Origin of the sequence: Fibrobacter sp. UWB5 (assembly GCF_002210295.1) — a bacterium.
Taxonomy (GTDB): domain Bacteria; phylum Fibrobacterota; class Fibrobacteria; order Fibrobacterales; family Fibrobacteraceae; genus Fibrobacter.
This window is the reverse complement of record NZ_MWQH01000010.1, coordinates 70693-85226: the sequence shown is the minus strand read 5'-3', so window position 1 is coordinate 85226 and position 14534 is coordinate 70693. Positions and strand designations below refer to the sequence as shown.

At 51.8% G+C, this 14534-nt stretch carries 14 protein-coding genes; all 14 read right to left on the bottom strand.

The genetic code is table 11. The features are described from left to right. Positions 1–3 precede the first annotated feature (3 nt). Positions 4–912 (bottom strand): hypothetical protein, encoded by a 909-nt coding sequence (locus tag B7989_RS12495; RefSeq protein WP_088628805.1) that lies wholly within the window; start codon positions 910–912, stop codon positions 4–6. Between the two features lie 13 nt (positions 913–925). Beyond that, positions 926–1573 (bottom strand): hypothetical protein, encoded by a 648-nt coding sequence (locus B7989_RS12490; protein WP_233144422.1) that lies wholly within the window; start codon positions 1571–1573, stop codon positions 926–928. A 74-nt stretch (positions 1574–1647) separates the two neighbouring features. After that, the gene (locus B7989_RS12485) at positions 1648–2478 is read right to left on the bottom strand and encodes a hypothetical protein (protein WP_088628804.1); all 831 of its coding nucleotides are present in this window, start codon (positions 2476–2478) and stop codon (positions 1648–1650) included. Positions 2479–2508: 30 nt separating this feature from the next. Continuing rightward, the gene (tadA, locus tag B7989_RS12480; RefSeq protein WP_233144421.1) at positions 2509–3018 is read right to left on the bottom strand and encodes a tRNA adenosine(34) deaminase TadA; all 510 of its coding nucleotides are present in this window, start codon (positions 3016–3018) and stop codon (positions 2509–2511) included. Next, positions 3015–4004, bottom strand: coding sequence for a putative heme d1 biosynthesis radical SAM protein NirJ2 (gene nirJ2 / locus B7989_RS12475; RefSeq protein ID WP_088628803.1), 990 nt, complete (start codon positions 4002–4004; stop codon positions 3015–3017). Before nirJ2 ends, tadA begins: the two co-directional genes overlap by 4 nt. Positions 4005–4040: 36 nt before the next feature. Next, positions 4041–5327 (bottom strand): glutamate-1-semialdehyde 2,1-aminomutase, encoded by a 1287-nt coding sequence (gene hemL / locus B7989_RS12470; protein ID WP_088628802.1) that lies wholly within the window; start codon positions 5325–5327, stop codon positions 4041–4043. Next, positions 5324–6295: a porphobilinogen synthase gene (gene hemB, locus B7989_RS12465; RefSeq protein ID WP_088628801.1), complete on the bottom strand. Its 972-nt coding sequence runs from the start codon at positions 6293–6295 to the stop codon at positions 5324–5326. Before hemB ends, hemL begins: the two co-directional genes overlap by 4 nt. A gap of 54 nt (positions 6296–6349) precedes the next feature. Continuing rightward, positions 6350–7852 (bottom strand): hypothetical protein, encoded by a 1503-nt coding sequence (locus B7989_RS12460; RefSeq protein WP_144265061.1) that lies wholly within the window; start codon positions 7850–7852, stop codon positions 6350–6352. Positions 7853–7977: 125 nt separating this feature from the next. Next, positions 7978–8910, bottom strand: coding sequence for an NAD(P)-dependent oxidoreductase (locus tag B7989_RS12455; RefSeq protein WP_088628799.1), 933 nt, complete (start codon positions 8908–8910; stop codon positions 7978–7980). Continuing rightward, the gene (gene cobA / locus B7989_RS12450) at positions 8910–10430 is read right to left on the bottom strand and encodes a uroporphyrinogen-III C-methyltransferase (protein WP_088628798.1); all 1521 of its coding nucleotides are present in this window, start codon (positions 10428–10430) and stop codon (positions 8910–8912) included. The genes B7989_RS12455 and cobA overlap by 1 nt, the downstream gene beginning before the upstream one ends. 6 nt (positions 10431–10436) lie before the next feature. Continuing rightward, positions 10437–11555, bottom strand: a complete 1119-nt coding sequence (locus tag B7989_RS12445) for a hypothetical protein (RefSeq protein WP_088628797.1) — start codon at positions 11553–11555, stop codon at positions 10437–10439. Positions 11556–11589: 34 nt separating this feature from the next. After that, positions 11590–12903 carry a sugar MFS transporter gene (locus B7989_RS12440; RefSeq protein ID WP_088628796.1) on the bottom strand — a complete coding sequence of 438 codons (1314 nt, stop codon included), beginning with the start codon at positions 12901–12903 and terminating at the stop codon, positions 11590–11592. Between the two features lie 19 nt (positions 12904–12922). After that, positions 12923–13894 (bottom strand): lipopolysaccharide assembly protein LapB, encoded by a 972-nt coding sequence (locus B7989_RS12435; protein ID WP_233144420.1) that lies wholly within the window; start codon positions 13892–13894, stop codon positions 12923–12925. Then, positions 13884–14525 carry an energy transducer TonB gene (locus tag B7989_RS12430; protein ID WP_088628794.1) on the bottom strand — a complete coding sequence of 214 codons (642 nt, stop codon included), beginning with the start codon at positions 14523–14525 and terminating at the stop codon, positions 13884–13886. Before B7989_RS12430 ends, B7989_RS12435 begins: the two co-directional genes overlap by 11 nt. Between the last annotated feature and the right edge of the window lie 9 nt (positions 14526–14534).

Genomic DNA, 14534 nt, shown 5'->3' with positions numbered 1-14534 from the left:
CTTTTAAGACCTTGTAGGGCCTGTTGTTTCGAACAAATTCAATTGACCGCGCGAGAATCCGCGCAAGAACAAAGCCCACTTGCTCTGGTACCATTCAATAATCTGAATGGTAAGCCCGCGGGCGTAATCACAAAAATCATCGGTAAATGCGAGGAAGCCGTTTTCATAAGCGTAATGTGGATTCCAGAAACGGCCCACATTGCGCGCACAAGAAGCCGCAGAACTATAGTAATGAGCAGGGCTCTTGGTATTGAAGGCGGCTGCAAAGCGTTTCTTGGCAAGCGCATTCAGCGAGCTACGAAGCGAAACGACCATGGCATTTTCTTTATCGCGGAGCGACGCTTCCAAACTGGGGAGCAGTTTGGACACCGCATCCACGGCGCTTTCGGAATGCCAGTACTTGCACAACTTTTCCTGCAACTGCATCACGCGCCCGTGCATGCGGACGAACAACGGTTCGGCGTCGCTCACCAGCAAGTGAATCGTCGCGGAATAAAAAGCATTGATGTCCTGCTTGTTATTCTTGACCGTGAGCGCCCAGCCTTTTTCTTCGTCATGATGCAAGAAATCTCCGCCTTCAAGCAACAGGCGCATCACTTCGTCAGTCGAAAAGCGCTGCATCCACTTGGTGCGGAATTCATCGTAAAGCTTGTTGGCGTCCGCAATGATCTGCGGAAAACTGGAATCGGCCAGTTTCCAGGCAGTCTCGCTGAAAGAAATCAATTCTGTCGTTCCGACGTTCACCGCCGGATCATTCAGCATGGCATCCAAGTGTTCATGCAATACAATCGACCAGGTCACCATCATCGACTGCGAAAGTGTCGCCACCATCGTCGAGCGGTTCGGGCATACCGATAGACGGACGCTACTGCCCGTCATCTTGCGTATGGACCTGCGAAAAGCTTCTTGCACTTAAGTCAACCTCTTAGAAAGCTGTTTCAATACGATGCCAAATATTCCTGTTCACGCGTTTGCCCTGTGCGGCAAGTTCTTCGGCTTCGTTACGCACGTCGGCTTCAAGGTTATCCTTGATCAAGCTCTTGTCGCCATCGAACTTTCCACCGGGTTCAAGATAGAGGCCATAAACGTTGTCGCTGATCTTGGTATCGGCAGAGACCACCTGGCCTGCACGAATCGAAAGAGCGAAACGGTTGCGCACGAACTCGCAACGGGCCAAGAATACTTCGGGCACATCGTCAATCCAGAGGCCGTAGTAGTTGTTCACGAACTTCACGTTTTCGAAAATGCCCTTGGAACGGAACACCGTATTGCGGAACGCATTTTCAATGACCAAGTTCTTGATTTCAAACGGGCGGTTGGCCGACACAAAGTGGACACCGTTCCAGCTCTTGACGGAATCAGCGCTCTTGAAGACCACGGGAGCCGCTTCGGTACCGATAATCTTTACCGAGCCACGGAACATGAGCTTTGCATATTCGCCCATCAAGACCGTTACACCCGGTTCAATTTCCAGGGTATCCTTTGCAGAGAAAACGGCACCCTGTTCCAACAAGTAAGGGCTATCCGCCACCACTAGTTTTACCTTGCCATTTTCAATTGGCGGAAAGGGCATCTCCCCTGCTACCGCGACACAGGCAAACAAAAGCGACGTTAAGGCTAACCCCGACCATTTTTTAATGCCTAAAATCAAAATTCACTCCTCAGCTTGATTTTCTGAATCACATGCATATCGGGAATCACGTTGTCGGCGACAATGTCGTTAACGCTCAGGTCGCCAGACAATTCCATTTTCACACTCGAAATTGCACCATGCGTCATATCGAACAGGATTGTTCCTGTACCCACGATAAAGCCCTTGCTTTCCATGCGCAAGTCAGAGGTCGAATCGGCAATTTCCTTGTACTTGATGTTCATGCCGATCTTGGCCATCTGGACACCATCATGAACGTAATGGTCTTCAAGCGTAAAGGACTTATACACCACCGTCTTTTTAGAAGCACCCGGAATTTCGACCTGACGGTCCCAAGTTTCACCCAATTTGACCGGCTTACCCGGCAAAAGCGGCTGCACCTTGAGGAAAATGCGGATAAGGTCCAAAGCCTCGGTCCCCAGCATCACGGAATCTTCGATGACGGCATCGCGGATATCGCCATCTTTTGCCATCTTGAACTGGAAATGTTCGGTAGACATGTAGCGTTCCATGCTGCTAAATTCTTCGACCGTACGCTTGTCGGACTTGTAGTCCACCGAGTCGATCTTGAGCTGGAACTTTGCAGAACCATCGTCGTACGCGGTCAAAAGCGAATTGGTCGCACGAACATTGAGGTGCGTATTCATCGCTTCGGGCGTTCCGGACACGGAATCCGTTGTCGGAAGGATTGCGTTCAAGGAAGATTCGAGGTAGTATGTCTGCTGAGGAGCATTCTGAGTGTTGAACGAAAGAGCAAACTCATTTCCGTCACAGGCACAAAGGGCAAAAAGAGCGCTAGCGCTCGTAAAAAGCTTTAAGAAATTCATATTTAGAATGTAGTAAATCGTCGGCTAAACTTAGCTGGGAGAACCCTGAAATTCACCCTTGTTGCCGCTATCGCCTTTTTCTAGGCGCATCTTTTGAAAAAAAGCCTTTAAAATGCCTAAACATTCGTCGGCAAGGAGGCCGCCAACCACTTCGACTTCGCGTTTGAGGGCGTTGTTCGAAATAACGTCAACGGTAGTACCGCAGCCGCCAAAACGGGTGTCCGGGGAACCATAGACCACGCGGGAAACGCGGCTATTGAGGATGGCTCCTGCACACATCGGGCAGGGTTCAAGAGTCACGTACAAGGTACAGCCATCCAAACGCCAATTTTCAAGGCTGCTTGCCGCCGTCCCGATCGACAAAATCTCGGCGTGGGCGGTAGCGTCTTTGAGCATTTCAATCTGATTGTGGCCTTTTCCGATAACTACCCCATCTTTCACGATAACGCAACCGATAGGGATTTCCTTTTCGTCAAAAGCTTTCTCCGCTTCGCGGAGGGCCATGCGCATAAACTTTTCGTCGTCGGCAGTGAAACTCACAGGCCTCTCCCGTAAGCGCAGTAGGAATCTTCTTGCATGTAGTCGCCATCGTGGTAGTAGGCGGCGCGGGCACGGCAACCACCGCAGCGGTCGTTAAACTTGCACTTGCCACAGGCACCGGCGTAGGCCTTGGTGCGGAGCTTCTTGAAGACTTCGGCATTCGCCCAGATTTCGTCGAAAGGCGTATCATGCACATCACCCGCCTCTTCCATCATGTAAGCGCAAGGGCGAACCTTCCCTATCGGGCTTACAATGCAGTAGTCGAGACCGGCGAGGCAGCCGCGGCTGTAGCGCGTCTTGATATCGAGTTGGTCGGCAATGCGCAGGAACTGCGGCGCGCAAGTAGGCTTCACCGGGATGCCGAGCGTACGGCTCTTTTCCATAATCTTGCGGAGGAGTCCCTCGTATTCGGCGACGCGCAGGGCATGCCCTTCAATTTCCTTGCCGCGACCCACGGGGATGAGGAAGAAAATCTGGTGGTTCACCGCGCCGATTTCCTTGACCCAGTCCATAATGTCGAAAATTTCGTTCTGATTCCAGTCCATGATGGTCGTGTGAATCTGGAACGGGAGGCCAGCCGCCTTGCAGTTCTCGATGCCCATCATCGTGAGCTCGAATGCATTCGGGAGACCGCGGAAATCATTGTGTCGGTCATGATCGATACTGTCGATGCTGATACCCATGGCCATGGCACCGGCGGCCTTCAGCTTGAAAGCCAAGTCATGCGTGATGAGCGTGCCGTTGGTACCGAACACCGGGCGCAGTCCCTTGCTCGAGGCATGGGCAACCAGGTCCACAATGTCGGGGCGGGTCATCGGTTCGCCGCCGCTAAAGATCATAATCTTGAACCCCGCCTTCGCGATTTCGTCAATCAACTTCATGGCCTCGGCAGTCGTGAGTTCGGCAGCCTTGTTCTCGCCTGCGTCCTGATAGCAGTGCTTACAGGTCAGGTTACACTTGTTGGTAGTCATCCAAGATACAATCATTTAAATCCTCAATTTTTCGAAGTCCAAAAATAGAAATTATAGCGACTTGAAAACCTTGCGGGCAGCATCAATGGTACGGTCGATATCCGATTCGGTATGGGCCGCACTCACAAAAATCGCCTCAAACTGGCTCGGGGCAAGGTAAATACCTTCGTCAAGCATGCCGAGGAAATACCTGCGGAACAGTTCCAAGTCGGACTTTTGCACATCGGCAAAGCAGGTGACGGGACCTTCGGTAAAGAAGATACAGCCCATGGAGCCCACCTGATTTGTAGCCAGCGGAATTCCAGCCGACTTTGCCGCTTCCTGCAGGCCTGTAATCAACTTCTTGGTGCTATTTTCGGCTCGGACATAATATTCGGGGTGCGAATTCAATTCGCGCATCGTGGCGAGCCCTGCCGCCATCGCCACCGGGTTACCTGACAAGGTTCCCGCCTGGTAAATTCCGCCGAGCGGCGCAATCTGCTGCATGACATCCAAGCGACCACCATAAGCGCCCACCGGCATGCCGCCGCCGATAATCTTACCGAAAGTGGTCAGATCCGGTTTGATTCCGTACAAGCCCTGCGCGCAGTGAATGCCGACGCGGAAACCCGTCATGACTTCGTCTACAATCAAGAGTGCGCCATGCTTCTTGGTTTCTTCGGAGAGAGCCTTCAAGAATTCCGGCTTTGCGGGCACCACGCCCATATTGCCGGCCACGGGTTCTACAATGACGCCTGCAATTTCGTCGCCAATCTTATCGAACAATTCGTGGACGCCGGCCACGTCATTGTATTGCAGCGTCAGCGTATATTTAGCGAGGTCCGCCGGCACGCCTTTGCTGCTCGGCTTACCGGTGGTAAGCATCCCCGAGCCCGCCTTAATCAGCAAGCTATCGCTATGGCCGTGGTAACAACCTTCAAACTTGACAATCTTGTCGCGGCCCGTGAAACCACGCGCCGCACGAATCGCACTCATGGTGGCTTCGGTGCCGCTGTTCACCATGCGAATCATCTCGACACTCGGAACAAGTTCCATCACGAGCTTCGCAAGTTCCGATTCCAGTCCGCAAGGTGCGCCAAAACTAAGGCCATTCTGGGCCGTATCGGCCACCGCCTTGATGACGGCATCGTGAGCATGTCCCAAAAGCATCGGGCCCCAACTGCCCACGTAATCGATATAGTCATTACCGTCCACATCGTAAATGTGGCTACCCTTGGCACGCTTGATAAACGGAGGCGTCGCCCCCACATTGCTATAGGCACGCACCGGGCTATTCACGCCACCCGGCATCAAAGTCTTGGCTTCGGCAAAAAGCTTTTCGCTCAACGAATGATTCATTTCAGCAACCCTTTTTCAAGAGCTTCTTTAGCATGGTAAGTGATAATGATATCGGCACCGGCACGCTTGAAGGCGATCAAGTTTTCACGGATAATCGCATCTTCGTTGATCCAACCGTTTTGGGCAGCAGCCTTCACCATGGAATACTCGCCACTCACATTGTACACAGCCACCGGCACATTGCTCAATTCAGCCGTTTCGCGCAAAACATCGAGGAAAGCAAGCCCAGGCTTGACCATCACGATATCGGCACCTTCTTCCAAATCAAGTTCCACTTCGTGCAAGGCTTCGCGACCATTGCGAACATCCATCTGGTAGCTCTTGCGGTCACCAAAATGTGGTGCAGAGTCAGCCGCATCGCGGAACGGACCGTAGTAAGCACTCGCGAACTTGGCACTATAGGCCATAATCGGCAAATTCGTAAAACCATTCGCGTCCAACTTTTCGCGAATCGCCGCCACGCGGCCATCCATCATGTCAGAGGGGGCAACCATGTCGGCACCGGCTTCGGCATGGGAAAGCGCCGTCTTTGCCAAAAGTTCAAGCGTCGGGTCGTTATCCACATCGCCATCTTCCTTGACAATCCCGCAATGACCATGGCTCATGTATTCGCAAAGGCAAACGTCGGTAATCACGTACAGTTCGGGGAACTTCGCCTTAATGGAGCGAACCGCACGCTGCACGATTCCATCATCGTCGTAAGCGGACGATGCCATTTCATCCTTGTAGCTGGGAATGCCAAAAAGCAAGATGGACTTGACGCCCAACGCCACACAGCTTTCCAGTTCCTTCAGGATTTCATCGATGCTAAAACGATATTGGTTCGGCATCGAAGGAATTTCTTCTTTGACATTCTCCCCTTCGACCACGAACATCGGGTAAACGAGAGAATCGGGATTCACGGCGGTTTCTGCCACCATGTTGCGGATTGTTGCATTCTTGCGTAAGCGACGTGGACGTATAATCATGTCCCAATAATAGAAAAATCCAGCCCGGAGGCTGGATTCATTTTTAATCAGAGTCTATTTTTCAATTTTAGAAGGTTCGCTAGGCTCCGGCACATCCGATGTCATCAGCGAGAATGCCATCGGCGATTCCTCCCCTTCGATTACAAAGGAGCCGTCCACGATTTCAATCGGCATAACCATGTCTTCGACAGTCATTTCAAAGTTTCCATTCCGGTAATCTTCACCAGAGCCGCTCCAAGTTCCTGTAGTTGAAACTTCCTTTTCAATGACGGTGCGGTCCGTTTTATATTTCACCTTGCTTTCTGTCACCACATAGGATCCGTCTTTAAGCAGGTAAACCGCAATCACCATAATTTTGGTTTGGCTCGATTCCACAAGCGTATCCAAGCCACTCGCATACCATGCAACCACATCTTCGGCATTGTAGCCTGTCGGGAAGAACGGAGTCACTTCAACAGTTTCTGCATCCTGCGCATCTACAGTTTCCGGCAGATGATCATCCTTGTTTTCAGGAACCTCAATATCAGAACCGACATCATCACCCGAAGATGCAGGAGAAGAGGTATAGCCCTCAACTTCGGTTCCCGGAGGAATAATGAAGAAAGCCTTGCTGTACAACGTCAAGAGTTTTCCCTTATACTGACCGACAACATAAGCGCGAGCAATTTTCAGGTTATCAATCTTCTGAGAAATGGTTACCGTTACCGATTTTTCTCCACGAGAGATATTCAGAAGATCCCACTCGTTATTATTCCAATCACGCGGCAAGGACTCTTCCTGCACACCAATGGCGTGTACCGGGTACTGGCCGATTCCTATCGCATTTTCAGAATCGTCAATTGCGAATTTTTCGTCATCCCAAGCTACCGTAATTGTATAAACAGCCTTATACACTACGCCAACTTGTTCCCATTCCGGTTCAGCAATTTCAAAGGCAATTCCCTCCGCAGCTTCTGCTCCGGAACCCTGAATAAGCAACTTCGCTTTTTCAAGCTGTTCTTCAGTGCCGTTGCGGCTTTCTTCCACGACTTGGCTATTGTCTTCTACACTGCTTCCGCCATTACTGGCCTTCGGCACGTCCGATTTCATGAGAGTGTAGTGCATTTCCCCCTCGCCATCAGGATTGATCGAGAACTTTCCATTCTTGATTTCGAGCGGAAGTTTATTGCCATTCATCGTGATTTCAATGATTCCATTGCTGTAATCGGAGCCGGACCATCCACCTTCAGCAACGACACCCTTATGGTAGCCTTTAGAATCTCTCAATTGACTTTCTGTCACAATAAAGGAGCCGTCCTTAAACAAGTATACCGCAGACACATAAGTCAGCGCCACTCCTTCTCGACTTTCGGTCTCGACATCGGTTGCATACCATGCCACCACATCGCTCGCATTAAGTTCCGCAGGGAAAAACGCCGTAAGGGAAACGTCACCATCTTTGACGATGGAGCTATCACCATTGCCTCCGACAGGATTGGAATTTTCGGAAGAGCTGTCGCCGCAGCCAACCAGTAAACCCATGGAGATAGCCATGGCTAAGAACAGTGACTTTTTCATATTTTGCTCCTTGTTATAATTTTGTTTAAAAAACTATACTTTTGTTGGAGAAAAAGAACGCCAACCCCTATTCCAACTCGGAATAGGGGTGATATCAATCACGAATGGTTTAGAAAGGAATCGCCTTATTTGTCGAAATTTCGCTCAATTTGCGAAAGTTCTTCGGCCCAATCCGTTTGAATTTTCTGTTTAAGTTTTTTGGCGAGCGAGGGGGCGCGGCCCTGTGTAGAGACCGTTACGGCGATATTTTCACCGAAATCCATACGGGCGGGCACGATAAAGTCGCCGTCAAGGTAGTCGCAGGCGTTATTGACCAAGATACGGCGAGCACGGGCATCGTTACTGACCTGGGCATTGACCGCAGGCTGATCGGTGCAAATGAAGACCATAAAGATTCCGCGGAGGTCAAGCGGCTCGTAGGGACGATTTTTCAAGACGAGAGACGGTATCGCAGCAAATTCCGGATCGAACTGCGGGGCGACTACGGTAATGCGGGCACCCGTGGGCAAAAGTGTTTTCACCTTGCGAAGGGCAATGCGGCCACCGCCCACCACGAGAACATTCTTGCCTTCGAGATTCAGTTCGATGGAAAAAAGGGATCGATTCTGTGATGGCGTAGATTGCTGCTCCTGCGAATCTAACGCGACTAAGGGACTAAAGTCCCTAGTCTTGTATATCGCTTCGCTCGCAATGACGGGTTCAGTTTTCTTCTGGGCAGAACGAATACCATCCACAACCATGTCGGCAAATTCTTTCCAGTCGCCAAGACAAGGCAAAAGCGTAATCGGAATCTGCGGGAATTCCGCCTGCAGGTGTGCCACGACCTTGGGCACATCATTCTTGGTATGCTGACCATTCAGCAGCAAGTACGGTAAAAGCGTCACCGATTCAACATCTTCGCGTAAGAGCGTGCGCAAGTCATTTTCCAAATCCAACAGGCTCGTACTTGCCACGCGCGTACCGGGCAAATCATGGTGCAGTTTATCCATGATTTCTTCGAAGCCCTTGTAGGCCCCCGGCAAAATGCAGTGATGCGCGATAATCAGGATTGCCTTCATTATGCACGCCCCCCTGCGTAATATTCCGCGATTTTCTTGACGAGGGAATCCATGGTGGTTTCGTCGGAGGTGACGGTTCCAAAACCATGCTTGCGGGCGGCGGATTCTGTCATGCGACCAATGCAGAACGAGGTGCGAGGTCGCGCATCCGTCATCTTAACGTAGTTCTCAACGGCGCTAGTGCTGGCGAAGACGATTGCATCGGCGGATTCAACGGCTTCGCGTTTCCATTCAGGGAGTTCAGCCACCGGGAGCGTTTCGTAAACAACCCAGCGCGTTGCCTGCGGTAAAAGTTTCAGCAGGGTGTCATCAGCGAGATTGCCCTGTAAGAGAAGGATGCGGGATTCGTCAATAAGATTGCCACGCTCGCCTTGCTCGCTCGCAATGACGTGTGAGACCAACAGTTTTCCGAGGCCTTCGCCGGTATGGTCTTCGGGCACGTAATCGCAGCGGATGCCATATTCAAGCAATTTCTTTTCGGTAATTTTGCCCACGCTTGCAATCTTCTTGCCAGCAAGAACGCGAATGTCATTGCCCGAAGCGAGCAACTGCGTAAAGAAAGATTCGACGCCGTTCGTACTTGTGAAGGCGAGTACGTCAAAGTTCGCAAGGTCCGCCCAATTGAACGAGCCCTCAACCGCTCGCGTTTCAATCATCGGAGTCTCGATGACTTCGGCACCGAGGGCCGTAAGGCGGGCGGTAATTCCGCTAGCCTGCTTGGCAGCGCGAGTCACCACCAGGCGCTTGCCCGAAAGCGGCAAATTCTTTTTCCAGGCAAGAGTCTTACCCAGTTCAACGACACCGCCCATAATCGTAATCGCGGGAGCCGTCACATTTTCGCGAACAATCGTCTCCCCCGCCGTTTCAAGCGTCGCCATGACCGTACGCTGGTACGGCGTGGTTCCCTTTTCGATAAAAGCAAGCGGAGTTTTAGGGGCCTTGCCACATTCCATAAGGCGCTTGGCGATAAAGTCCATATTGGCAATGCCCATCAAGAAGATGAGAGTGCCCTGGCACTTCGCGAGATTTTCAAAATCGAGCGAAAGTTCTCCGTTCGATTCGGCTTTTTCGTGCCCGGTAATGATATGGAAACTCGTCGCGATGCCGCGGTGGCTCACGGGAATGCCCGCGTAAGCCGGCACGGAAATTGCCGAGGTAATGCCCGGCACGACTTCGAATTCCACGCCTGCATCCACCAGTTCCAACGCTTCTTCGCCGCCACGCCCGAACACGAACGGATCGCCACCCTTCAAGCGAGCAATAATGCCCTGCGGGTACTCCTGCGCATACTGCACCAGGAGTTTATTGATTTCGGACTGTTTCACCTTGTGGTGTGTCGGCATTTTGCCCACGTCGACCATCTTCGCCTTTGAATTGCACATTCCCAGAACCGCCGGAGAAACCAGGCGGTCGTACACCACCACGTCGGCGCGTTCCAGAATTTCTTTTCCGCGAATCGTCAAGAGCCCCGGATCGCCAGGACCTGCACCAATCAAGTAAACATGACCAAAATTCGCCATCAGAACTTAATCCTTGTTATCAAAGGCCTGAGCTTCTTCGGGTTCTTCCACAATCCAGTCGCGGATGTGGTCTGCAAGAGCCTTCTGGCCGTCCTTTTCGATTGCATCGGCAAGGTCCGTCAGTTCTTCGGCATCGAGCGTCGTCAAGTCCTTTTCAAAGCGGTCCACGTAGCCCGAAAGCTGGTTGTAACGCTTCATGCCGGCGAGCAACTGCATAAATTCAAGATTCGCCGTATTGCCGTTACGGAACTGTTCATGTTCCTTGAGCACGCGATCGGCTTCGGCATCAGGCAAGAAGGCTGCCAAACGTCCGAGGTTCATCACCTTCGGGAATGTCTCGTACAGTGTGCGTGCAATCTTGATGCAATCGGACTTGCGGCCTTCCTTGTCGGCAATGGCGGCCTGCAAATCCAGGTACGCTTCTTCGTCTTCGGAGCCGGGGTTGCGGACATCGCCGAGCCACTGCTTGGCAAGCTCAATATTCCCTGCCATAAACTGGGCATTAGCAATATCAATAAGCGTGGCGTTGCTCTTGTCCGGGTCCTTAAGGAGGGCGGCTTTCGCAAAGTTCGCGGCATCCTTGATAGAATCAGCCATATCGCAAATGGCATCCAGAATATCTTCGCGGTTGCCCTGATCGACTTCGGTAACCTTGTTGATCAGTTCTTCGAGCAAAGCCTGCGCACGTTCCTTTGGCAAAATTTCTTCGACACTCAAGAACACCACCGAGCGGCCTTCGCCACCTACATGGCGCATGGCAAGGTCATGAACCAAGTCTGCAACATAATCCTTGTCGGTATACTGCGATGCGAGTTCCACAAAGAACGTTCCGGCATCGTAAAAGAGGTTGTCCCAGTATTCCTTTTCTTCGTCGGTGTCAGCCTTGAACGAAATAAAGTCGGCACGCAACGTCCAGGCCAAAAGTTCCAGCTGGTCTTTCGGATTCTTGAAGTTTTCGATATCGTCAATGCCGTTTGCAATTGCCTCGTACAAGTCTTCGGGGCGGTGTAAAAGTCTGCTCTGTCCGCTCACAATCTGCGTAAGCGTTTCACGGAGTTTGTCTTCTTTGCTGCGCATGGCCTGTGCCATGGCAGGAGATTTCCATACCTTTTTCTTCTTTGCCATGAGACCAAATGTAGAAAAAGACACAGTCCTCTATTTAATGCCGGTCCAGCTTTCGTTTGATTCGCGCTTGTTTCAGCTTGTTTTTACGGCGTTCACGGCGGCGTTCCTTACGGAGCTTGCGGCGGAGTTCTGCCATAACCTCCACCTGGTGCAAAATGTCCTTGATTCGCTCGGTCGCAAAAGCATTATGTAACTTTTTCCGCGTCACATAATCGAGCAAACACACGCATAGCAAAAGGCAGCCCACAAACACCGCAAGCGCCACAGGCCACACAATCACCGATGTCTTGCTCGCCACAAGGCCAAATGCGGGCGGCATCAAAATGGAGCCCACGTAAGACCCCGCCATTTGAATACTGATGGCGCGGCCCGAAAGTTCTTCGCCAAATCGTGCCGGAGTCGCATGAATAAGAGACGGATAAACAGGAGCGCAGCCAAGCCCAAGCAGGCAAATACACACCGGAGTAAACCAGAGCGGCAAAGGCAGCACCAACACCAGGCAACCAAACACCACAATCGCAATACCCGCATGCACCAAGCGCATATCCGTAAACTTGATGGCGAAAAATCCGCTCAGAATGCGCCCAACCATGACAGCGGCAAACATGAGCGAAACCGCAATTGCTCCGATTTCTGGTTCAAAGCCGCGGGCCACCAAATAAGTACCGCACCAAAGGCTCGTAGAAATTTCAAGCGACGAATAAAAGAAGAACACCCAAAAAGAAAGCTTCATTCCGGGCACCTTGAGGGCCGCCCGCAGCGAGATATCTTTTACCGCCGACTCCTGTTGCGAGGCGTCGCGTTTCTCCATCTTCTTCCAAATCGGGAGCGTTATAAGCATCATCGCGGCAATCACCGCAAGCAGCAAGGCGACCATGTCATAGGCACCACGCCAGCCGACACCAGTCACCACCGAAATCGAAAACAGAGCCGGGCCAAGGCATGCACCCACGCCCCAGCTGGCATGCAGCCAACTCGTATGCTTCGATTCCAAGTATATGGCTGCAAAATTATTCATCGCGACATCAATCGCGCCCGCCCCGATTCCCATAGGAACCGCAAACAGGCACATCATCCAAAATGTCGTCGAAAATCCGTAACCAAACGAAGCCACCGCCGTAAGCGCAATACTCACAAAAACAAGTTTACCAGTCCCCATCAAACGCAAAAGCGCGGGAGTCCACAAGCTCGAAACAATCGTTCCGACACTTACAATAATCGACAAAAGCCCCGCCGCCGAAAGAGGCGCATTCAGGTCAAGCTGCATCACGGGCCATGCAGCCCCAAGCACTGTATCAGGAAGCCCTAGGCCAATAAAGGCCGCATATATGACAACGAGTAAAAGCAAGCGCTACACCACGAAGGATCTACTTTTTCTCGCGAATGCGCTTGTACAGGCTTTCGGCTTTTTCAACATCGCCTGCATTCGAGAATACGTGGCCTACGTTTTCGGCACCGATGCGCCCTTGCGAATTTCCCGCAAGCCAAGCCTTCATGTAGCAATCGAACGCTTCGTCGTAGCGTTTCTGGGTAAAGTAAATTTGTCCCAAATCCAGGTTCAAATCCGCCTTGCCCTTATTGTGTCGAAGTCCTTCTTCAAGCGTGAAAATAGCCATCCACGGAGAATTGTTCTGCACATACATTTGCGCCAAGTAGCGGCGGGCAGAAACATTTTCCGGATCCATCAAGATTCCGTTTTCCATTTCGTTCAAGGATTGTCTCGTGGAATCCATGCTGCGGTAGTAATAGGCCATAGTAAAGTGAACATCGGCGCCCGCGGTAGCGGTCATCTGCAACGCATTCTGAAGCGTCTTGATGGCGTATTCGTAGTCGCCCAATTTTTCGTAGACTTCTGCAAGGCCATACCACGCATCCATACGGTCCGGGTTCAGCTGCAGGGCGCGTTCAAAGTTCTTCTGGGCAAGGGTCCAATCGCGGCCCTTCAAGTAGCATTCTGCCAAGGCAAAATGTACATGGTCCGATTCCACGCCAAGTTCTACGGCACGCTGGTAGGCCGCAATGGCCTCGCCCACATCGCCACCCAAGTAGTAAAGGTCGCCAAGGAGCATCCAGGCCTTTTCAAACGTCGGCAAAAGTTCTACCGTACGCTTGTAAGCAACCATGGCCACCTGCTTGCGATCCAGTTGCACCATCGCATTGCCCAAGTTAAACCAGGCAAAGGGTTCGTAGCGGCCTTCGTCAATCGCCGCACGATACAGCGGCACCGCTTCCTTGAATTTGCCTTGGTCATAAAGTTCGTTAGCCTTGAAGAAGTAATCTTCAGCAGCAAGCAGCGGGAGCGTCAAGAAAAAAACGAGCGCGAAGAGTCTAGTTAACAAAGCGGAACTCCTTTGTGGCCTTCTGTGCCACGGGGAATCCACCCAACTGAGCCGGACTAAACTTCCACTGTCTTACAGCCTTCAAGGCTTCGTTATCAAATCCATAGCCGGCAGGTTCCTGCGTCAGCACCTGGGCCTGCGCCACATCGCCATACACATCAATCACAATCAAGACTTTCACGTAACCCGAAATACCCATGCGTTTCGCCTTTTCGGGAAACTTGGGCTGGATTTCACGCAATACTTGAGCCTGTTCGTCCACTTCGCCAGCCTCATACACCACGTTTTCCATGGAGCCCGTTCCTACGGCCACGCCATCGCCAGCGGCACCGCGGGCAAGCGACAAGTCCATCTGGAAATTCTGGCTGCGAGACACGCCCATATTCGAGGTAATCTTGAACGGGTTCGGGTTCACAATCGTGCGAATCACTTTCTGCTTGACCTCGGGCTTCTTTTCGCTCACCAGGACTTCGACCTCGGTCACGGCCTCGAGTTCCTTTTGACCCTTTACACCCTTGTCCGAAATCAACACATTGATTACCGGAATCGCAAGGAAAAACACCGCGCTCAACACAAAGGAGAGCACCAGTGCAATCGGGTAACGGAGGTATTTTCCAACAAAATCAAGCATAAAAAACGG

What these genes read in the sequence shown, in the direction of transcription:
- B7989_RS12460 (WP_144265061.1), bottom strand. Translation starts at nt 7,852, where the DNA reads ATGAAAAAGTCACTGTTCTTAGCCATGGCTATCTCCATGGGTTTACTG.
- B7989_RS12485 (WP_088628804.1), bottom strand. Translation starts at nt 2,478, where the DNA reads ATGAATTTCTTAAAGCTTTTTACGAGCGCTAGCGCTCTTTTTGCCCTT.
- B7989_RS12445 (WP_088628797.1), bottom strand. Translation starts at nt 11,555, where the DNA reads ATGGCAAAGAAGAAAAAGGTATGGAAATCTCCTGCCATGGCACAGGCC.
- B7989_RS12490 (WP_233144422.1), bottom strand. Translation starts at nt 1,573, where the DNA reads ATGCCCTTTCCGCCAATTGAAAATGGCAAGGTAAAACTAGTGGTGGCG.
- hemB (WP_088628801.1), bottom strand. Translation starts at nt 6,295, where the DNA reads ATGATTATACGTCCACGTCGCTTACGCAAGAATGCAACAATCCGCAAC.
- cobA (WP_088628798.1), bottom strand. Translation starts at nt 10,430, where the DNA reads ATGGCGAATTTTGGTCATGTTTACTTGATTGGTGCAGGTCCTGGCGAT.
- nirJ2 (WP_088628803.1), bottom strand. Translation starts at nt 4,004, where the DNA reads ATGATTGTATCTTGGATGACTACCAACAAGTGTAACCTGACCTGTAAG.
- hemL (WP_088628802.1), bottom strand. Translation starts at nt 5,327, where the DNA reads ATGAATCATTCGTTGAGCGAAAAGCTTTTTGCCGAAGCCAAGACTTTG.
- B7989_RS12455 (WP_088628799.1), bottom strand. Translation starts at nt 8,910, where the DNA reads ATGAAGGCAATCCTGATTATCGCGCATCACTGCATTTTGCCGGGGGCC.
- B7989_RS12430 (WP_088628794.1), bottom strand. Translation starts at nt 14,525, where the DNA reads ATGCTTGATTTTGTTGGAAAATACCTCCGTTACCCGATTGCACTGGTG.